Below are 18,918 nucleotides of genomic sequence, written 5' to 3' on the forward strand. Positions count from 1 at the left end.
ATTACAGACAAATAATGGACATATCAGTTGTTATCCCGTTGTATAACGAAGCCGAGTCTTTACCCGAGTTATTCTCGTGGATAGAGCGGGTGATGAAAGAACATAATTATACCTACGAAGTCATTTTCGTGAATGACGGTAGTACGGATAATTCTTGGGAAGTGATCGAGGAGTTGAAACAACGTTCTCCACATATCCGGGGAATCAAGTTCCGTCGCAACTACGGCAAGTCGCCGGGATTGCACTGCGGATTCCAGCGGGCTAAAGGTGACGTAGTCATTACCATGGACGCCGATCTACAGGACAGCCCGGATGAGATACCCGAACTTTACCGGATGATCACCGAAGACGGGTACGATCTGGTATCCGGTTGGAAAAAGAAAAGATATGACCCGTTGTCTAAGACGATCCCCACGAAATTATTCAACGCGACAGCTCGTAAATTCTCGGGAATAAAGAACTTACACGATTTCAATTGCGGATTGAAAGCGTATAAGAATGTTGTCATTAAAAATATAGAGGTGTATAACGATATGCACCGTTACATACCTTATTTAGCTAAGATTGCCGGATTTCACAAGATTGGCGAGAAAGTAGTGAAACATCAAGCCCGCAAGTACGGAACTACTAAATTCGGGTTGGATCGCTTCGTGAACGGTTATCTTGATTTGATCACGCTTTGGTTTACTTCCAAATTCGGAAAGAAACCGATGCACTTCTTCGGTTTATGGGGAAGCGCTATGTTCTTCATTGGTTTTATCGCTCTAGTAATCGTACTCAGCATGAAATTGATCTCGATGTACTCTGGAGATCTAAGACCTTTGGTTACAAGTTCCCCTTATTTCTATATTTCATTGACAGCGATGATTCTGGGAACCCAGATGTTCCTAGCGGGCTTTATCGGGGAGTTGATTTCCCGCAATTCTCCGAATCGCAATAACTATAAAATAGAGGATGAGATATGAGTTTCCTAGAATTAGCGAGAAAACGTTGCTCTATCCGAAAGTATGCCCCCAAAAACGTAGAGCAAGAAAAGATTGATTATATCCTAGAAGCAGCTCGTTTGGCCCCTTCGGCGGTAAATTATCAACCTTGGTATTTTGTATGGGTTCAAAGTGCGGAAGGAAAAGCTAAATTACAAGAATGCTATCCCCGGGAATGGTTCAAGCAAGCGCCTTATTACTTGATCGTTTGCGGAGATCATCAGCAATCTTGGAAACGGGGCGATCATAAGGATCATATGGATATCGATACGGCTATCGCCACGGAACACATTTGTTTAGCCGCTGCCGAACAAGGATTGGGTACTTGTTGGGTTTGCAATTTCGACACGGAGCTTTGCCGTAAACATTTTAAAATTCCGGAAACGATCGAGCCTGTTGTACTGATACCGTTCGGCTATCCTTCCGACCCGGCATTATTCGATGAGACTCCAAAGAAACGTAAGCCCATAGAAGAAATTATTAAACGGGAATCATTCTAGTATGTTATACATTGAAGTTCTGCTACTAGCGATCGGCTTATCCATGGATAGCCTAGCAGTATCAGTTACCGGCGGCGCAGTTCTTAAGAACAACTGCACCGCCGGTAATATTATTAAGATAGCGAGCGTGCTCGGTATATTCCAAGCCGGAATGACCGTGATTGGTTATACGATGGGATTAGGATTCGAAAAATACATTTGCGCCTTCGATCATTGGATCGCATTTACCCTCTTGCTTTACTTAGGTGGAAAAATGATATACGATAGCGCGAAGGAAGAGGAGGAAGACGGGAAATTCGATCCTCTATGTAACCGGACATTATGCGGATTGGGAATAGCGACAAGTATCGATGCCCTCGCCGTAGGAATCTCTCTGGCGATCTTAAAATCACCGCTCTTGCTGCAAGCCTCGACTATCGGTGTTGTCACCTTCGCTATCTCTGCCTTCGGCGTCTATTTCGGTAACCGATTCGGCAAGAGAATCGACTTGAAGCTGGACCTCATCGGAGGTTTAATCTTAATCGGTATCGGTACAAAGATTTTGATAGAGCATGTATTCTTTAGCTAGGGATACCTTATTGAATAAATAACCTTATACATTAATTAATAGACATGAAAAGCCAGCAATTACGAAAACTAGCGCCGGAGCTGGATTCACTCCGGCTAGGCAGCGGTTGGAAAATCGACGAATTGAGTAAACCGCAAATCATTGTAGAAAGCAGTTACGGACATAGCCATCCGGGAAGCGCCCATCTGGATAAATTGGTGGACGAGGCCGGAATCGGTATAAAGGAAAAGGGGGGACGTGCCGCAAACTACTTCGTCACTGATATTTGTGATGGAGAGGCGCAGGGACACGATGGTATGAACTACTCATTAGTCTCCCGTGATATCATGGCCGCCATGATGGAGATTCATGTAAAAGCGACTCCTTTCGACGCTGGTGTCTTTATAGCCAGTTGCGACAAATCCGTCCCTGCGCATTTGATGGCGATAGCCCGGCTAGATATGCCTGCTATATTCATGCCTGGTGGTATAATGAAAGCCGGTCCCAACCTACTCACGTTAGAACAAATCGGTACCTATAGCGCCCAGTACGAGCGAAAAGAAATAACGGAAGAACAATTCATGGTTTATAAGCGTGACGCATGTCCGGATTGTGGAGCTTGCTCTTTCATGGGTACCGCCTCTACAATGCAAGTAATGGCAGAAGCGCTTGGCATCGCTTTACCGGGCTCCGCCTTGATCCCCGCCCATTTACCCGAGTTAAAAGAAACCGCCCGTAAAGCCGGAGAACATGCACTCGGACTGGCGAAAGAAGAGTTAAAACCCTCCGATATCATGACGATACAAGCGTTTGAAAATGCGATCATGGTACATGCCGCCATAGCGGGTTCCAGCAACAGCCTGCTTCATCTTCCAGCTATCGCCCATGAACTGGGAATCCAGTTATCACCGGATTTGTTCGACAAGATACATCGTAAGATCCCCTACCTTTTAAATATACGTCCCAGCGGTTTTTGGCCCGGCGAATATTTCTGGTATGCGGGAGGCGTACCGGCGATCATGGAAGAAATCAAAGAATTCCTCCATCTCGACGTCATGACTGTTACCGGCAAAACATTGGAAGAAAACTTAAAAGATTTACAACTCAACGGCTTCTATGAGAATTGCCATAAATATCTTCCTGCCCTAGGAGTAAAGGTTGGCGATATTATCAAACCTTTTCATACACCGATCAAGGCACAAGGAGCCATCGCTATATTGAAAGGAAATTTAGCGCCCGAAGGGGCAGTCGTAAAACATTCGGCGATTTCACCCCGCTTGATGCAAGTCACCCTGAAAGCGAGGGTATTCGATTGTGAGGAGAACGCTATTGAGGCGGTATTACAAAAGAAAATCCATCCGGGAGAAGCGGTATTTATCCGTTATGAAGGACCGAAAGGAAGTGGAATGCCAGAAATGTTTTATACGACAGAAGCGATCGCCTCCGATCCTGAGTTGGTAGAGACCATCGCATTGATCACCGACGGTCGTTTCTCCGGAGCGACCCGAGGCCCGGCGATCGGACATGTATCCCCGGAGGCTTCCGAGGGGGGACCAATCGCCTTGGTTGAAAACGATGACTTGATCCGTATCGATATTCCAGCGAGAACATTGGATATAATCGGTACCGACAGTATTGAGAGAAGCGTGGAAGAGATAGAAAAGATCCTATCCGAAAGGCGTGCACATTGGATAAAACCAGAGTCACAATATAAAAAAGGAATCCTTGATATTTATACACACAATAGCGTCTCCCCCATGAAAGGGGCATATATGGAATTTTTTATGTAAGTTCGCGACATAAAATTTCATAATGATGCGCAAGAATATTACCATATTAGTCAGCCTGTTGATCTTATCGCATACGGCTTGCTCGGACAAGGGCCAATATTTCGAAGAGAGTGGTTCTGTTTTTCATACAAGTTACCACATCAAATACAAGGCCAAGCAAATCCTAACCGATAAGATCGACAGCGAGCTGCAACGTTTTAACCTCTCCTTAAATCCTTTCAACCCCAACTCCACGATCGCGAAAGTCAATAATAACGAGGATGTGGAGGTAGACGAATGGTTTACCGAAGTATTCAATAAGGCGGAAGAAATCTCCCAAAAATCAGGAGGAGCTTTTGATATTACTTGTGCTCCATTAATTAATCTATGGGGATTCGGATTCAGTAAGATGGATAGCGTAACCCCGCAGATGATCGATAGCATAAAGGCTTTCGTCGGTTATCAAAAAGTGAGATTGGAAGGAAAGAAAATCATCAAAGAAGATCCCCGGATTCTATTGAATTGTTCGTCCATCGCAAAAGGTTATGCTTGCGATGTCATCGCCCGCCTGCTGGAAAAGGAAGGCGTAAAGAACTACATGGTAGAAATAGGTGGTGAGGTCACCATGAAAGGCGTAAATCAACAAGGTGACTGTTGGCGAGTCGGCATCAACAAGCCGGAAATAGGGACAAGTGGCGTAACAAATGATGTTGAAGAGATCGTACAATTATGCCAAAAAGGGGGTGTGGCTACTTCTGGTGACTACCGAAACTTCTACATCAAGGATGGTAAGAAATATGCCCATACGATCAATCCGGCGACCGGTTATCCCGCTGGACAAAATATTCTTAGCGCGACCATCGTGGCGGAAGATTGTATGACAGCAGACGCTTACGCTACGACTTTCATGGTTTTGGGAGTCGAGAAAGCGAAGCTACTGGCACAATCCATCCCCCAAATAGAGTATTTTATTATTTATGCGGACAACAACGGACAACAGAAAGTCACCTACTCAAAAGGTATGTTGGAATACCTTCCTAACAGAAAAACATTGGCTATCCTCGAAAATCCTTAAGTTCCTACATGAAGCGTTATCTAAATCAACTTGAATGCAAAATACTGAGAGCCGGAGATTCCCTGTTTAATACCACAACCACGGATAATCTATTAATCTTCGTATTTTCGGGAAAACTTATTATTTACAGCCAAGAAGGGACACATATAGCGGAAGTGGCAAAAGATCATTTCATGCTACTTGCGCAAAACACCAATCATAAGGTTATAGCCTCAGCCCCTACCCGCCTTATCTTAATACATGCGGGCAGCCTATCCGACATGATCATAAATGACCCGGAATGGAATGTGGAGAAACCGGTCGTCTTACCGATTCCCCCAGCCTTAGCGCACACATTAAATCAGATAGAATATTATATGAAGGATAAATACTTTACCTTGAATTGAGATTAAAAATGTTTCAATTCCTGATAAAGCTTTTGCACAGGTAATCCCATCACGTTATAAAAGCTACCATTGATAGCCTCTACCCCGATATAACCGATCCACTCCTGAATGCCATACCCTCCCGCTTTATCATAAGGTTTATATTTATCCAAATAATAATTAATCTCTTCATCACCCAATTTTGCGAAACAAACCGCAGATTCGACGGAAAAGCCTACATTTTTGTCCTTCGTCATGATACAAACGCCGGTTATTACCTGATGTACATGATCCGACAAAGCATGAAGCATAGCATAAGCTTCCTCCCGGTTCGCAGGCTTCCCCATAACCCCGTCAAACGTCCAAACGATCGTATCTGCCGTGATTAGCAATTCATCATCCGCCATAGTCGATTTATAGGCCTCCGCTTTCGAACGGGCAATATATAAAGGGATCTCCATGGAGTCAATAGAATCCGGGTAAGACTCGTCAATATCCGGAATTATCCTCACCTCGAAGTCGATATCCAGACCAGATAACAAATTCCGTCGTCTCGGAGAATTAGAGGCTAAGACGATCTTGTACTTTTTTAAATTCTCTAACATAACCTATTCGATTAAGCGTTACACATTCACCAAAATTTTACCACCCAAAAGCCTCCTCGCCGAACCAGTGTCCTTGCGCCCGCATCGTTTGCTCGATCACGTCCCTAGCTACGCCTTCGCCACCTCGCCGGGAGGATATATATTTCGCTATCTCCTTGATCTCCGGAGCCGCATCCGCAGGTGCCACCGGCAATCCGACTCGCGTCATTACCTCATAATCAGGAATATCATCACCCGCATACATGATTTGCTCAGGAGACAAGCCCGTTTTTTCCATAAAATCCTTAAAGTCATGCACCTTTACAGCGCTACGCATATAAATATGTTGTATTCCTAAACGAGAAAAGCGAATCTGTACGGCTTCCGTATATCCGCCCGTAATTATAGCGACCTCATAACCTTTCTTCACGGCCAATTGCAAGGCATAGCCATCCTTGATATTGACCGTACGCATCGGATCGCCATTCGGGTGAAGCGGAATCACATCGCAGGATAGCACCCCGTCTACATCAAAGACAAAAGCCTTTATTTTTCTCAAATCATAGTTTATACTACTCATGTCGAGCCTCCTTATGTATACTTCGGCTAATCAGCTCATATAGATTTCGCATATCCGGATCTTTAAGCATAGCCATATGTTTGTTTATCACATTCTCGTCATATCGTATAGCTGGTCCCGTTTGGGCTCGCGCCGGCGACATTACATGTACCTTAGCGGCTGTCTCGTCTATCAAAGGTAGCAAGACCTCTCCCGGTATTTGCTGTTCTTCCAAGATCTTTTCAGCTAGCGCATACATATGATTCGTAAAATTACAAGCGAAAACCGCCGCTAAATGTAAGTTCTTTCGCTTCTCGGAGGAGAGGAAACGGACATCACTGGAGAGCGCCCTAGCCACCTCTCCCAGCACCTTCTCATCTTCAGACGAGTTCGCCTCTAAAAAGAACGGTATTTTCTTGAAATCCACCTCCCTACTCTTACTAAACGTTTGTAACGCATAAACCACCCCATATCTAGCCGTAAGACCTTCAAATACAGAGATTGGCATACTCCCTGCCGTATGCACCCACAAACCGTTATTCGGTTTTACACGGGCGATAACATCTTGGAGCACGGCATCTTTCAAAGAGAAAACATACAAGTCGGCATCTTCCACAATATCTTCCGGGACAACAGTCCACCCACATCCCAATTCATCGGCTAAAATCTTAGCATGCTCACTTGTGTGACTATACACTTGCCCGATACTCATTCCGGACTTACGCATTTCCAACGAAAGCCGGGTAGCTAAGTTTCCAGCACCAACAAATACGACTCTCATTCTTCCGCCTCTTTATTTTCTTCCGGAAGAGAGAACTTTCCTATATGTATCTTCTCCCATTGTAAATGGGATTCATCAAAAGGCTTACGAACCTGATCCTTATAACCGATACCAATGATAGACAAGACATCCAATTGATAAGGGATATCCAGCAACGAACGAACATAATTATTCGAATCCGCCTCGTCCTCTGTTACCCGGTTCCGGATCTGACACCAGCAACTGCCCAATCCCAAATCCTCCGCCTGCAATTGCATATAAATAGAAGCGACCGAAGCGTCCTCGATCCAAACATCGCTTTCCATCACATTCGCCAAGACAACCACGGCCAAGGCACAACCCTCCAGAAAAGCAGAACCATTTTTCTTACACCCGGCAAGTTTCTTCAACATTTCCTTATCTTCCACGACCACGAACTGCCAAGGATTACTACGTTTTGAGGCCGGAGCCATCAACGCCGCTTTCAAGATCAGTTCTACCTGCTCGGGTGAAAGTAGTTGTTCGGTAAACTTACGTGTACTTCTTCTATTTTGTATAAGTGTTGCAAAACTCTCCATTTTTTTCGTTCTTTGTACTCTTTTAATATTAAGATTCGCAAATATAAATATAATTTTTTGCACCCATATATACGTATCGTTCTTTTTTCTCGTTAGTATTTTTATAATTGAACAATAGATTATGAAGATTCGTGCGATAGCCGCGCTGCTATTTATACTTATTTCCGTGAGTGCCTTTGGCGAAGGCCGCATAAAAATCACTGGTTATGTCCGTGACGCCGACGGTAACCCTCTGGAATTAGTGAATGTCCGGGTTAAGAACACGTTGATCGGCTCCATGACCAACGAGAAGGGATATTATTCCTTTTCCATATCGCCGGGGGATTCTATCTCCATTATTTACTCTTGTCTGGGATATAATAAGGCTGAACGTATCATTCCCTCGGCACAAGCCGATATGCGCCTGAACGTACAGATGAACTATACCTCATTTGATTTAGGGGAAGTATCTGTTACTGCCATCCGCAAGCAGACCACGACCATGGAGTCCCTAAATGCGGACAAAATCAAGTTATTGCCCGATCCTTCCGGAGGTAGTATAGAGAGCTTGGTCGTTACGTTTGCCGGAGTATCGTCCAATAACGAGTTAAGTTCCCAGTATTCCGTACGTGGAGGTAGTTATGATGAAAATATCGTTTATGTGAATGGGATCGAGGTATTCCGTCCACTTCTGATTCGCTCGGGACAACAAGAGGGCCTTAGCTTTATCAATCCGGACCTAACGGAGGCGGTCAATTTCGCCGCCGGTGGCTTCGAGGCCCGTTACGGAGACAAGATGAGTTCCGTGCTGGATATTACCTATAAAAAGCCTAAGATATTCGAAGGCTCAGCTTCTGCGAGCTTGTTGGGTGCGAATGCTTATGTAGGCAGTTCTATTGGTAAATTTACCCAAGTAACGGGTTTCCGCTTTAAAAGCGGTCGGTCTATTTTGGGTACCATGGATACAGACGCTGAATACGACCCTAAATTTATCGATCTGCAAACTTACATCACGTACCAATTGGCCCCTAAATGGGAAATCAATTTCTTGGGAAACCTCGCTAACAATAATTATAAATTCACCCCTTATAGCCGGGAAACCTCTTTCGGTACAGCCGAGCATCCCAAGAACTTCAAAGTCTATTTCGACGGAAGGGAAAGAGACCGTTTCCAAACCTTATTCGGTGCGCTTACATTGAAACACAACCCCAATGAGAACACAGAGTTGGGACTTCAAGCCTCCGCTTTCAAAAGCAAGGAAGAAGAGGGATACGATATCGCCGGAGAATATTGGCTGAGCGAGAACGGAGCGGAAAATCCGAATGACGACGCGTCAGCCGCCATGTCCGTAGGCCGTTATCACGAGCACGCACGAAACCGTTTGAACTCCACCGTCATGAATGTCGGGCACTATGGGATGGCCCGCCTTTTAAACAATACGTTGAAATGGGGAGCCACGGTACAAATGGAGAAAATCAATGATAAGATCAGTGAATGGGAAAAAAGGGATTCCTCAGGTTATTCTTTGCCCCAAACCGGTAATAACGTAAGTGTATATTCGAACCTCTTTTCTGATAATCAGATAGAAAGCACACGCTTTTCCGCTTATGCGCAAGACGCATTCAAATTCAGGACCAAGCAAGGTCTGTTCACGTTAGTCGCAGGGGTTAGAGGTAGTTATTGGACTTATAATAAGGAGTTCCTTTTCAGTCCCCGTGCCTCATTGGGCTTTATCCCGAACTTCGACCAAGACTTGACGCTCCGTTTCGCCACCGGACTGTATTATCAATCGCCCTTCTACAAGGAATTACGTAGAGTAGACAAAGATAAGAACGGCAATAATATCACGGTATTGAACAAAGATCTAAAGTCACAACGCTCCATCCATTTCATATTGGGAGGAGATTATACGTTCCGTGCCGTAGACCGGAATTTCAAGGTGACCGCCGAGATGTACTATAAAAAGCTGGACAATCTGAATCCCTACACCGTAGATAACGTCAAGATCCGCTATTACGGTGAGAACTGCGCCAAAGGTTACGCCATGGGACTCGATGTCAAATTCTTCGGAGAATTCGTACCGGGTACCGACTCATGGATCAGCTTCTCCTTGATGAAAGCCCAGCAAACCATCCGGGAAACAACGACCGTTCCTATGGCCAATAGCCAAGGCTACAACATCTCACTCTTCTTCCAAGATTATTTCCCGGGCTATAAACGAGTCAAGCTAAATCTGAAAGGAGTTCTATCCGGAGGACTTCCCCAGACAATCCCGGGCAAAGGATACGAAGCCGGCTATTTCCGTACGCCCGCCTACAAACGTGTAGATATCGGCCTCTCCTATCAATTGGCAGGAGGCACGGACGCTATCATGGACAGGGGCTTCTTCCGCCATTTGAAAAACATTTGGCTAGGTCTGGATGTATTTAACATATTAGACATCAAAAACGTTAGTTCCTACTATTGGATAACAGATGTATATAATGTCCAATACGCAGTTCCAAACTATCTGACCGGACGTCAATTGAACGTTCGTCTGATTGTCGATTTTTAATAAAATGTATCTTTAAACACATTTACTGGGAGATAAAAACAAAAAATTATTTCCTCATTCATAAAAAGTAGTGTACATTTGCACACAATAGAAACAAACATTTACTAAATCTTTAAATTATTATTGACATGGAACTTACACATATCGAACATTTAGGTATCGCAGTGAAGAGTATCGAGGCTTGTTTACCCTATTATGAAGGCGTTCTTGGATTAAAATGCTACAATATCGAAGTAGTAGCAGACCAAAAAGTAAAAACCGCATTTTTCAAGGTAGGACAGACTAAGATTGAATTACTAGAGCCGACCAGCGAAGATAGCACGATCGCAAAATTTATCGAGAAAAAAGGTGAAGGTATCCACCATATCGCATTCGCGGTACCTGATGTACAGGCAGCTTTGAACGAGGCTGAGGAAAAAGGCGTTAAATTAATCGATAAAGCTCCCCGTGGTGGCGCGGAAGGCTTGAACATCGCTTTCCTTCACCCGAAATCAACTTGCAGCGTATTGACAGAGCTTTGCATGCCGGGCAACAAATAATTAATCCGTTCATTTCTAACAACAAATCAAAATACAATGAGTAACCAGCTTGAAAAAGTAAAAGAGCTCATCGCACTTCGTGAGCAAGCTCGCTTAGGTGGAGGAGAGAAAAGAATCGAATCACAGCACAAAAAAGGCAAATATACCGCTCGTGAGCGTATCGCCATGTTGCTTGACGAAGGTAGTTTCGAGGAATTCGACATGTTTGTTCAACACCGTTGTACAAACTTCGGTATCGAGAAAACTAAATATTTAGGCGATGGTATCGTAACAGGTTATGGTACGATCGACGGACGTTTGGTATATATCTTCGCTCAAGATTTCACCGTATTCGGTGGAGCCTTGTCTGAGGCTTTGGCTATGAAGATCTGTAAAGTAATGGATCAAGCCATGAAGATGGGCGCTCCCGTTATCGGTTTGAACGACTCCGGTGGAGCTCGTATCCAAGAAGGAGTAAATGCCTTGGCAGGATACGCTGAGATTTTCCAACGTAACATCTTGGCTTCCGGTGTTGTTCCTCAGATTTCCGGTATCTTCGGCCCTTGCGCCGGTGGAGCCGTTTATTCTCCGGCTTTGACAGACTTCAACATCATGACACGTGGTACCAGCTATATGTTCTTGACTGGTCCGAAAGTCGTAAAAACCGTAACAGGTGAGGATGTAACCCAAGAGCAGTTGGGTGGAGCCAGCGTACACACTACCAAATCGGGTGTAGCCCATTTCGCTGTCGATACAGAAGAAGATGGTTTGCAATTGATTCGTAAATTGCTCAGTTTCTTACCTCAGAACAACTTAGAGGAAACGCCGTTAGTTGAGTGCAAAGACCCGATCGATCGTCTGGATGATGTATTGAACGATATCATTCCCGATAACGCCAACCAATCTTACGATATGTATGAGGTTATCGGTACGATCGTCGATAACAACGAGTTCCTAGAGGTCCATGCGGACTACGCTAAGAATATCATCGTAGGTTTCGCTCGTTTCAACGGACAATCCGTCGGTATCGTAGCTAACCAGCCGAAGGTTATGGCAGGATGCTTGGATAGCAACGCATCTCGTAAAGCAGGTCGCTTCGTTCGTTTCTGCGACGCTTTCAATATTCCTTTGGTAACATTGGTTGACGTTCCGGGATTCCTTCCGGGCACAGGTCAGGAATACAACGGTGTAATCCTTCACGGCGCTAAATTGCTTTACGCTTATGGTGAGGCTACCGTTCCTAAGATTACCGTTACATTGCGTAAGTCTTACGGTGGAGCTTATTGCGTGATGAGTTCTAAACATTTACGTGGTGATATGAATTACGCATGGCCGACAGCCGAGATCGCCGTTATGGGCCCGAGCGGTGCCGTAGAGGTTATCTTCGCCAAGGAAGTAGCAGCCGCTGAAGATCCGAAAGCATGCGCAGCAGAGAAAGAAGCTGAATATAAGAAAGCATTCGCTAATCCTTATAACGCAGCTCAATACGGTTATATCGACGATGTTATCGAACCGCGTAACACTCGTTTCCGTATTATTCGTGCTTTGCAGCAATTGCAGACTAAGAAGTTAAGCAATCCTGCTAAGAAACATGATAACCTGCCTCTATAATCCGTAAAACAGGAGATGAATATGATAAATAAGAAAATAGGGGTATTGCTACTGTTCGCTTTGCTCATTTCATTCGGGGCAAAGGCACAGCGCGCAACCTCCATGCGTATTAATGAAGTATTGGTTATCAACGAGGATAACTTCGTTGACGACTATGGCAAACGTCATGGCTGGATTGAGTTGTTCAACACTTCGGCCGGAACGGTAAATATCGCGGGATGTTATTTGACAGACGACAAAAACAATCCGATGAAATATCCGATCCCGAAGGGAGACGTATTGACTCAGATCCAACCCCGCCAGCACACACTATTTTGGGCTGACGGACAGCCGGGCAGAGGTACATTCCACGTTAACTTCGTATTAGATCCCTCTAAGGAGAATTATATAGCTCTGTATGATGCAGATGGTAAAACATTGATCGACGAAGTTACGATCCCTGCCGGACAAATGGCTGATATCAGTTACGGTAGAGTGATCGATGGTAAAGATGAATGGGCACAGCTGAAGAAAGTTACTCCCAGTACGAATAACCTAACATTGGATTCTAATGAGAAAATCGATAATTTCAAACAGAATGACTCTTTAGGTATCGGTATGACCATTACCGCTATGGCTGTAGTGTTCTTGGGATTATTTTTGTTATACATCATCTTTAAGCAGATCGGTAGATTGTCTATATCCGCGAGCAAACGTAACGCTCAAAAAGCTGCGGGAACAACAAGTGTATCGGTTGACGCCGGACAAGAGTCTGGTGAGATCTTTGCCGCTATCGCTACCGCTTTGTACGAGATGAGTGATGACAATCATGACATCGAGCACACGGTTCTTACGATCCACAAGGTACAAAGGACTTATTCTCCTTGGAGTTCAAAACTCTACGGTTTGCGTCAAACCCCACATAAGTAATTATCTAAAAACGAACAAAGAATGAAAAGTTTTAAATATACCATTAACGGTAACGTATATAAAGTACACATCAATTCTGTAGTGGATGACATCGCAGATGTTGAAGTAAATGGTACACCTTATCAAGTAAAATTAGAGAAACCGGCGAAGAAACAAATGGTTACATTGAAACGTCCGGCTCAAGCACCGACAACAGCAAGTGGCGACCCTGTAGTTACTCGTCCGGCAGCCTCTACTACACAAGGTGCTGTTAAGACTCCGCTGCCAGGTGTTATCTTGCAGGTTAAGTGCAACGTAGGTGATACCGTGAAGAGAGGTCAAACATTGATTATCCTTGAGGCTATGAAGATGGAGAACAACATCAACGCAGACCGTGACGGTAAGATTATAGAAATTAAAGTACACAAGGGAGACTCTGTGCTAGAAGGTGCTGATCTCGTAGTAATCGGATAAGACTATGCAAGAGAGCTTTTTAACATTCTTAGGTGAGAACTTACAACTGTTCCTTACCTATACAGGTGTATACAACGCTACTCCGGGACATCTCATCATGATTCTGGTAGGTCTGTTGTTTATATTCCTGGCGATTAAATATGAGTTTGAACCGATGCTTTTGATCCCTATCGGATTTGGTATCTTGATCGGTAATATCCCTTTCAAGGACGCAGGTCTTCAGGTAGGTATTTATGAGCAAGGGTCTGTACTGAACATCCTCTATCAGGGTGTGACTTCTGGATGGTATCCGCCATTGATCTTCCTCGGTATCGGGGCCATGACCGACTTCTCCGCATTGATCTCCAATCCTAAGTTGATGTTGATCGGTGCAGCGGCTCAGTTCGGTATCTTTGGTGCTTATACGATTGCTCTTCAAATGGGATTTGAGCCGAACCAAGCAGGTGCTATCGGTATTATCGGTGGTGCTGACGGTCCGACGGCTATCTTCCTGTCTTCTAAGTTAGCGCCAAACTTAATGGGTGCGATCGCGGTATCCGCTTACTCATACATGGCGTTGGTTCCTATTATCCAACCGCCGTTCATGAGATTGCTTACGACTAAGAAAGAGCGTTTGATCCGTATGAAACCGCCGAGAGCCGTTTCTTCCACGGAAAAAATTATCTTCCCGATCGTTGGTTTGTTGCTTACTTGCTTCTTGGTTCCGTCCGGTTTACCATTGTTAGGTATGCTATTCTTCGGAAACTTATTGAAAGAAAGTGGCGTGACTCGTCGTTTGGCAGAGACTGCTCGTGGTCCGCTGATCGATACAATCACGATCTTATTGGGTATCACGGTAGGTGCTTCTACCCAAGCTACACAGTTCTTGACATTGAACTCTATCAAGATCTTCGGTCTAGGTGCGTTATCATTCGTGATCGCTACTTGCGCCGGTGTATTGTTCGTTAAGTTATTCAATTTAATATTGAAAGACGGCAATAAGATCAATCCGCTTATCGGTAACGCCGGTGTATCCGCCGTTCCTGACTCAGCTCGTATCTCACAAGTTGTAGGTTTGGAATATGACCCGACCAACTACTTGTTGATGCACGCTATGGGTCCGAACGTAGCAGGTGTAATCGGTTCCGCTGTAGCTGCCGGTATCTTGCTAGGATTCCTTGGTTAATAAAACAACTATCTATATTAAAAAAGGCGAGGTCCGAAAGGATCCCGCCTTTTTATGTTATTGTTCTCAGTTAGTTTGCTCTATAGGAACCGGAGTAATCTCCGTACTCGTATCCTCCACCAACGTTGTCCCGAGGAACAACCAGATCATCAAAAGGATTATAGCGACAACCACACCAAATACCAATAGCGTATTCACACTTTTCTTTCTCATGTCTTTAACTGATTTATTCATTTTAGAATAAACAGCCGGAACATGAATTTGGTTGTGTACCCTTACTCTTATTTGTTTTTCCCTAACGCCTCGTTCAGCACTTTGTTCTTAGCGATCGTTGCTTGGAATTCTTTCAAATAGAAAGGCTCAAAATAAGCCACATTCTCAAAACGGCCATCATCATATGCTTTCTGCGACAAGGATGCCATATTTACAGCTAATGGATAGATACCATCTATAAAACAGGCGTTCGGAGAAGTGATTGCCGTCTCACATTTAGCGGCACCGTCTCCAAAGAAACAAACCTTACCGTTCTCTAAAAAAGAAGCATACGAATCAGCATCTACGATATCAGCAGTCGTGGCACGTATCGTGTTGAGATGGGAATCATAAATCGAAGAGTAGACTTCCATACGACGGGCATCCAACATAGCGCAATACAAGCAATCGGCCTCCTCCTTATTTTTCCGGATAGCGGCAGACGCTAAAATATCCAGCGTATGAATACCGATCAAAGGAATACCATACCCAAAGCATAATCCTTTAGCCACAGACACCCCGATGCGTAACCCCGTATAAGATCCGGGTCCGCTACTTACCGCCACGGCATCCAGTTTTATCCCTTTCGACTTCGCGGCTTCTAATGCCTCTTCCATATAAACGCCCAATAACGCCGCATGAGACGGCCCCTCGAAGGAAGCCTTCTCAAAGACCACCTCCTCCCCTTCCGACAGGGCTACTGAACATACGGAAGTGGATGTCTCGATATTTAAGATCAATGACATAATAATTAACTATTAACAATTGATAATTGAACGAACAAACAATCTCAAACCTTCAATCTGATTAGGCTACGAAGGTATACAAAAATTCATTATACTATCAAGGCAGCCCTATGAGAAACATCTATTTATGAGAAAATAAACATCAAATCTAAAAGGAAACCACTATCTTTGCGCAAACTTTTGAGAAAAATGATACAATCAATGACTGGGTTCGGTAAGGTTACTGCCGAGCTCCCTTCAAAAAAAGTAACCGTAGAGATAAAGGCTTTAAACAGTAAGCAATTGGATTTGTCCACCCGTATCCCTTCCATATACAAGGATAAGGAAATGGAGCTTCGGAGCCTGTTACTTCAATCTTTGGAGCGGGGAAAAGTTGAGTTCAATATCTTTATAGAATATATAGGCAAAGATACTCCTACACAGATCAATCTTGCCGCCGTAGAGAATTATTACAACCAAATCAAGGAGATCGCAGAGAAACTGAATATCAGCGTTCCGAACGATTGGTTCCAGACCTTGCTCCGGATGCCGGACGCAATCAAGTCTGAGACCGTAGAACCGGACGAATCCGAATGGGAGGTGGTTTTAGAAACGGTAAAGGACGCTATCAAGCACCTGTGTGATTTCCGTATCCAAGAAGGAGCCATGCTTCAAAAGCTTTTCGAGCAAAAGATAGCCAATATCGCCACTCTGTTGAAAGAAGTGGAGAAATACGAGGGGGAACGTATCGAGAAGATCAAGGCTCGTATCATGGATAACCTGCAAAAGATAGCCGAGAAGGACTACGACAAGAATCGTTTCGAGCAGGAGATGATCTATTACATAGAGAAGCTGGATGTCAACGAGGAAAAGAACCGTCTGGACAACCACTTGAAATATTTTATCTCAACCATGGAATCCGGTCACGGCCAAGGCAAGAAGCTCGGTTTTATCGCTCAGGAAATGGGGCGTGAGATCAATACGCTCGGATCAAAGAGCAACCACGCCGAGATGCAGAAGATCGTGGTCCAGATGAAAGACGAGTTGGAACAAATCAAGGAACAGGTACTAAACGTATTATAATAAGATTAACGAGAATGGCTGGCAAATTAATTATCTTCTCCGCACCCTCGGGTTCCGGAAAATCAACCATTATTAATTATCTTTTGAAACAAGATTTACACCTTCGTTTCTCCATCTCGGCTACCAGCCGGGCTCCGCGGGGAACCGAGAAGAATGGTGTGGAATATTATTTCCTTACGCCGGAAGAGTTCCGCAGTCGTATCGCTAATGGAGACTTCTTGGAATATGAGGAGGTGTATACCGATAAATATTACGGTACGTTAAAGAGCGAGGTAGAGCGTATCTTGAATGAAGGGGACAACGTGATTTTCGATGTGGATGTGGTAGGCGGATGCAATATCAAGAAATTCTATGGAGACCGTGCCCTGTCTGTCTTTATCCAACCTCCTTGCATCGATGACCTACGGAAGCGATTGGAAGGACGGGGAACAGACAGCCCGGAAGTTATCGAAAGCCGTATCGCCAAGGCTGAGTATGAATTAGGGTTCACGGGACAGTTTGATAAGGTTGTCGTAAACGATGATCTGGAGACTGCCCAAAAAGACGCGTTGAAGATCATTCGTGAGTTCTTAAACAAATAGTCTATGTCTAATATATTCAAGAATACCCGTTTTATGATGGGGCTTTCTATCGTTTGTGGGATAGCGAGCCTCGTATTAGGTGGTATCAGCCTGTATTATAAGGAGTATATCATCGGGGGTGCCCTGATATTTAATATATTCATTTGTTTTATCAACTATAAGGGTTGGCAAAAGAAGGGGTAAGTATAAATCGGATGAGACTCAAGACCGGCATCTACAGTGGATCGTTCAATCCCATTCACATAGGCCATCTCGCCTTGGCGAACTGGCTATGTGAGTTCGAGGGACTGGATGAGGTGTGGTTCGTGGTCACGCCTCATAATCCGCTGAAGAAAAAGGATGACTTGCTAGATGACTCACTACGGTTGGAAATGGCCCAAGCCGCCATTGACGGATACCCGAAATTCAAGGTCTGCGATATTGAGTTCCACCTGCCGAAACCTTCTTATTCCATTGATACCTTGCGAGCCTTATCCAGCAACTATCCGGATAGGGACTTTTATTTTATCATGGGAGCCGATAACTGGCTGCTTTTTCCCCGATGGAAAGAATATGAAAAAATACTCCAAAACTACAAACTGCTGATTTATCCCCGCCTAGGATTCGATATCTCGATCCCAACCATTTATCCGAACGTGAAAAAGGTAGACGCTCCCTTGATGGAAATCTCCTCCACATTTATCCGTAACGCTTACCAAACCGGCAAGGATATCCGTTTCTTCCTGCCGGAAGGAGTGCGGCCTTATTTCGGGTCAGTAGCAAATCAGTGACATACCTGCGATAGAAGATATACTTACTTGGGCTATGAAGTATATATCCTATGCCACTTGAAGTATATATTCTTCAAGAAGGGAAGTTATACCGTGATTATTTACAGCTTTGCCATCTTAGGGCAATCTGCCAAAATTCCCATTAAAACATGTTTTACAGCACAGCCGTTAAAGATGATCCCCGTAACATCAAAACAGGCTCACCCGATAATCTTTTTGGAGTATCCAAATATATAATTTGAGCCTTGTCAAGTGAATAACTAATGGCTTGTCAAGTGAATAACTAACGGTTAGGGGTAGCCGTTAGTTATTCACTTGGGAAGTGATTAGTTATTCATTTGGGAGGCTTTGTGCCTATGGCTTACGCTATTACATAAAATACTATTACATAACAAATTACATCAATACAACAAGTCATTTCTCGAACAAATTAAACATGGGACAGAACAATCGAGTTCGCATAGCTAACTTATATACATATCTCCACTAATTTTCTACTGTACCAATAGAAAGACAATATACATTAAACAACAATAAAAAAGACATAATATACCCCATGTTTGATATTTTTTAATTTTCTTTGTAAATATCAAAGCAT

At 44.2% G+C, this 18,918-nt stretch carries 22 protein-coding genes; 16 read left to right on the forward strand and 6 right to left on the reverse strand.

All coding sequences use genetic code 11. The annotated features are described in order from the left end of the window. Positions 1-14 precede the first annotated feature (14 nt). Genes DW205_RS15960 through DW205_RS15985 form a run of 6 tightly spaced genes read left to right on the forward strand, consistent with a single transcriptional unit; the run spans position 15 to position 5,260 of the window. On the forward strand, positions 15-965 hold the full coding sequence (locus DW205_RS15960) for a glycosyltransferase family 2 protein (protein WP_005865808.1): 951 nt from the start codon (positions 15-17) through the stop codon (positions 963-965). Next, positions 962-1,483, forward strand: a complete 522-nt coding sequence (locus DW205_RS15965; RefSeq protein ID WP_005865806.1) for a nitroreductase family protein — start codon at positions 962-964, stop codon at positions 1,481-1,483. The genes DW205_RS15960 and DW205_RS15965 overlap by 4 nt, the downstream gene beginning before the upstream one ends. 1 nt (position 1,484) lies before the next feature. After that, positions 1,485-2,051, forward strand: coding sequence for a manganese efflux pump MntP family protein (locus DW205_RS15970; RefSeq protein ID WP_005865804.1), 567 nt, complete (start codon positions 1,485-1,487; stop codon positions 2,049-2,051). Positions 2,052-2,095: 44 nt separating this feature from the next. Further along, entirely contained in the window at positions 2,096-3,820 is a 1,725-nt protein-coding gene (ilvD, locus tag DW205_RS15975; RefSeq protein ID WP_005865802.1) for a dihydroxy-acid dehydratase, read from the forward strand. Between the two features lie 22 nt (positions 3,821-3,842). Beyond that, a complete protein-coding gene (locus tag DW205_RS15980) occupies positions 3,843-4,874 on the forward strand; it encodes an FAD:protein FMN transferase (protein WP_008778034.1) in 1,032 nt (343 codons plus the stop codon). Positions 4,875-4,882: 8 nt separating this feature from the next. Further along, positions 4,883-5,260, forward strand: a complete 378-nt coding sequence (locus DW205_RS15985; protein WP_005865798.1) for a hypothetical protein — start codon at positions 4,883-4,885, stop codon at positions 5,258-5,260. Between the two features lie 2 nt (positions 5,261-5,262). On the opposite strand, the gene DW205_RS15990 is transcribed toward DW205_RS15985, so the two are convergent. From DW205_RS15990 to DW205_RS16005, 4 genes are read right to left on the reverse strand one after another with little or no spacing between them, the layout of a single operon-like run. Next, positions 5,263-5,844 carry a Maf-like protein gene (locus DW205_RS15990; RefSeq protein WP_005865796.1) on the reverse strand — a complete coding sequence of 194 codons (582 nt, stop codon included), beginning with the start codon at positions 5,842-5,844 and terminating at the stop codon, positions 5,263-5,265. Positions 5,845-5,881: 37 nt separating this feature from the next. Next, on the reverse strand, positions 5,882-6,403 hold the full coding sequence (locus DW205_RS15995; RefSeq protein ID WP_005865795.1) for an HAD family hydrolase: 522 nt from the start codon (positions 6,401-6,403) through the stop codon (positions 5,882-5,884). Further along, the gene (locus DW205_RS16000; protein ID WP_005865792.1) at positions 6,396-7,163 is read right to left on the reverse strand and encodes a Rossmann-like and DUF2520 domain-containing protein; all 768 of its coding nucleotides are present in this window, start codon (positions 7,161-7,163) and stop codon (positions 6,396-6,398) included. The genes DW205_RS15995 and DW205_RS16000 overlap by 8 nt, the downstream gene beginning before the upstream one ends. After that, positions 7,160-7,720 carry a nitroreductase family protein gene (locus DW205_RS16005; RefSeq protein WP_005861528.1) on the reverse strand — a complete coding sequence of 187 codons (561 nt, stop codon included), beginning with the start codon at positions 7,718-7,720 and terminating at the stop codon, positions 7,160-7,162. Before DW205_RS16005 ends, DW205_RS16000 begins: the two co-directional genes overlap by 4 nt. A 121-nt stretch (positions 7,721-7,841) precedes the next feature. Between DW205_RS16005 and DW205_RS16010 the strand changes: the two genes are divergently transcribed. The 6 genes from DW205_RS16010 to DW205_RS16035 all read left to right on the forward strand — a co-directional run bounded on the left by DW205_RS16010 (position 7,842) and on the right by DW205_RS16035 (position 14,909). Continuing rightward, entirely contained in the window at positions 7,842-10,253 is a 2,412-nt protein-coding gene (locus DW205_RS16010) for a TonB-dependent receptor (protein WP_005861526.1), read from the forward strand. Positions 10,254-10,381: 128 nt separating this feature from the next. Next, positions 10,382-10,792 carry a methylmalonyl-CoA epimerase gene (gene mce / locus DW205_RS16015; protein WP_005861524.1) on the forward strand — a complete coding sequence of 137 codons (411 nt, stop codon included), beginning with the start codon at positions 10,382-10,384 and terminating at the stop codon, positions 10,790-10,792. Between the two features lie 36 nt (positions 10,793-10,828). Further along, positions 10,829-12,382, forward strand: a complete 1,554-nt coding sequence (locus tag DW205_RS16020) for an acyl-CoA carboxylase subunit beta (protein WP_005861522.1) — start codon at positions 10,829-10,831, stop codon at positions 12,380-12,382. Between the two features lie 21 nt (positions 12,383-12,403). Next, the gene (locus tag DW205_RS16025) at positions 12,404-13,291 is read left to right on the forward strand and encodes an OadG family transporter subunit (protein ID WP_005865789.1); all 888 of its coding nucleotides are present in this window, start codon (positions 12,404-12,406) and stop codon (positions 13,289-13,291) included. Between the two features lie 21 nt (positions 13,292-13,312). Continuing rightward, complete coding sequence (locus DW205_RS16030) at positions 13,313-13,744, forward strand: biotin/lipoyl-containing protein (RefSeq protein ID WP_005865787.1); 432 nt, start codon at positions 13,313-13,315, stop codon at positions 13,742-13,744. A 4-nt stretch (positions 13,745-13,748) separates the two neighbouring features. Beyond that, positions 13,749-14,909: a sodium ion-translocating decarboxylase subunit beta gene (locus DW205_RS16035; RefSeq protein WP_005861516.1), complete on the forward strand. Its 1,161-nt coding sequence runs from the start codon at positions 13,749-13,751 to the stop codon at positions 14,907-14,909. A 66-nt stretch (positions 14,910-14,975) separates the two neighbouring features. Here the strand turns inward: DW205_RS16035 and DW205_RS22315 are convergent, their stop codons facing one another. Both DW205_RS22315 and tsaB read right to left on the reverse strand, forming a co-directional pair. Then, on the reverse strand, positions 14,976-15,122 hold the full coding sequence (locus tag DW205_RS22315; RefSeq protein ID WP_005865784.1) for a hypothetical protein: 147 nt from the start codon (positions 15,120-15,122) through the stop codon (positions 14,976-14,978). Between the two features lie 68 nt (positions 15,123-15,190). Beyond that, entirely contained in the window at positions 15,191-15,907 is a 717-nt protein-coding gene (gene tsaB, locus DW205_RS16045; RefSeq protein WP_005865782.1) for a tRNA (adenosine(37)-N6)-threonylcarbamoyltransferase complex dimerization subunit type 1 TsaB, read from the reverse strand. A gap of 189 nt (positions 15,908-16,096) precedes the next feature. Here tsaB and DW205_RS16050 point away from each other — a divergent pair, with 189 nt between their 5' ends. The 4 genes from DW205_RS16050 to nadD are packed head-to-tail and all read left to right on the forward strand — an operon-like array spanning position 16,097 to position 18,320. Next, positions 16,097-16,969, forward strand: a complete 873-nt coding sequence (locus DW205_RS16050; RefSeq protein WP_008774137.1) for a YicC/YloC family endoribonuclease — start codon at positions 16,097-16,099, stop codon at positions 16,967-16,969. Between the two features lie 14 nt (positions 16,970-16,983). After that, a complete protein-coding gene (gene gmk / locus DW205_RS16055; protein WP_005861508.1) occupies positions 16,984-17,550 on the forward strand; it encodes a guanylate kinase in 567 nt (188 codons plus the stop codon). A 3-nt stretch (positions 17,551-17,553) separates the two neighbouring features. Then, entirely contained in the window at positions 17,554-17,733 is a 180-nt protein-coding gene (locus tag DW205_RS16060) for a hypothetical protein (protein ID WP_005861506.1), read from the forward strand. 11 nt (positions 17,734-17,744) lie between these two features. Beyond that, positions 17,745-18,320 (forward strand): nicotinate (nicotinamide) nucleotide adenylyltransferase, encoded by a 576-nt coding sequence (nadD, locus tag DW205_RS16065; protein ID WP_005865778.1) that lies wholly within the window; start codon positions 17,745-17,747, stop codon positions 18,318-18,320. The last annotated feature ends 598 nt before the right edge of the window (positions 18,321-18,918 follow it).

The organism is Parabacteroides sp. AM17-47 (genome assembly GCF_003434625.1).
GTDB lineage: Bacteria > Bacteroidota > Bacteroidia > Bacteroidales > Tannerellaceae > Parabacteroides > Parabacteroides distasonis.

Coding starts and splice junctions, on each gene's coding strand:
- DW205_RS15995 (WP_005865795.1), bottom strand. CDS start 6,403: ATGAGTAGTATAAACTATGATTTGAGAAAAATAAAGGCTTTTGTCTTT.
- nadD (WP_005865778.1), top strand. CDS start 17,745: ATGAGACTCAAGACCGGCATCTACAGTGGATCGTTCAATCCCATTCAC.
- DW205_RS16035 (WP_005861516.1), top strand. CDS start 13,749: ATGCAAGAGAGCTTTTTAACATTCTTAGGTGAGAACTTACAACTGTTC.
- DW205_RS15985 (WP_005865798.1), top strand. CDS start 4,883: ATGAAGCGTTATCTAAATCAACTTGAATGCAAAATACTGAGAGCCGGA.
- DW205_RS15970 (WP_005865804.1), top strand. CDS start 1,485: ATGTTATACATTGAAGTTCTGCTACTAGCGATCGGCTTATCCATGGAT.
- DW205_RS16025 (WP_005865789.1), top strand. CDS start 12,404: ATGATAAATAAGAAAATAGGGGTATTGCTACTGTTCGCTTTGCTCATT.
- DW205_RS15980 (WP_008778034.1), top strand. CDS start 3,843: ATGATGCGCAAGAATATTACCATATTAGTCAGCCTGTTGATCTTATCG.
- gmk (WP_005861508.1), top strand. CDS start 16,984: ATGGCTGGCAAATTAATTATCTTCTCCGCACCCTCGGGTTCCGGAAAA.
- DW205_RS15990 (WP_005865796.1), bottom strand. CDS start 5,844: ATGTTAGAGAATTTAAAAAAGTACAAGATCGTCTTAGCCTCTAATTCT.
- DW205_RS22315 (WP_005865784.1), bottom strand. CDS start 15,122: ATGAGAAAGAAAAGTGTGAATACGCTATTGGTATTTGGTGTGGTTGTC.
- tsaB (WP_005865782.1), bottom strand. CDS start 15,907: ATGTCATTGATCTTAAATATCGAGACATCCACTTCCGTATGTTCAGTA.
- DW205_RS16030 (WP_005865787.1), top strand. CDS start 13,313: ATGAAAAGTTTTAAATATACCATTAACGGTAACGTATATAAAGTACAC.
- DW205_RS16050 (WP_008774137.1), top strand. CDS start 16,097: ATGATACAATCAATGACTGGGTTCGGTAAGGTTACTGCCGAGCTCCCT.
- DW205_RS15965 (WP_005865806.1), top strand. CDS start 962: ATGAGTTTCCTAGAATTAGCGAGAAAACGTTGCTCTATCCGAAAGTAT.
- DW205_RS16060 (WP_005861506.1), top strand. CDS start 17,554: ATGTCTAATATATTCAAGAATACCCGTTTTATGATGGGGCTTTCTATC.
- DW205_RS15960 (WP_005865808.1), top strand. CDS start 15: ATGGACATATCAGTTGTTATCCCGTTGTATAACGAAGCCGAGTCTTTA.
- DW205_RS16020 (WP_005861522.1), top strand. CDS start 10,829: ATGAGTAACCAGCTTGAAAAAGTAAAAGAGCTCATCGCACTTCGTGAG.
- mce (WP_005861524.1), top strand. CDS start 10,382: ATGGAACTTACACATATCGAACATTTAGGTATCGCAGTGAAGAGTATC.
- DW205_RS16005 (WP_005861528.1), bottom strand. CDS start 7,720: ATGGAGAGTTTTGCAACACTTATACAAAATAGAAGAAGTACACGTAAG.
- DW205_RS16000 (WP_005865792.1), bottom strand. CDS start 7,163: ATGAGAGTCGTATTTGTTGGTGCTGGAAACTTAGCTACCCGGCTTTCG.
- ilvD (WP_005865802.1), top strand. CDS start 2,096: ATGAAAAGCCAGCAATTACGAAAACTAGCGCCGGAGCTGGATTCACTC.
- DW205_RS16010 (WP_005861526.1), top strand. CDS start 7,842: ATGAAGATTCGTGCGATAGCCGCGCTGCTATTTATACTTATTTCCGTG.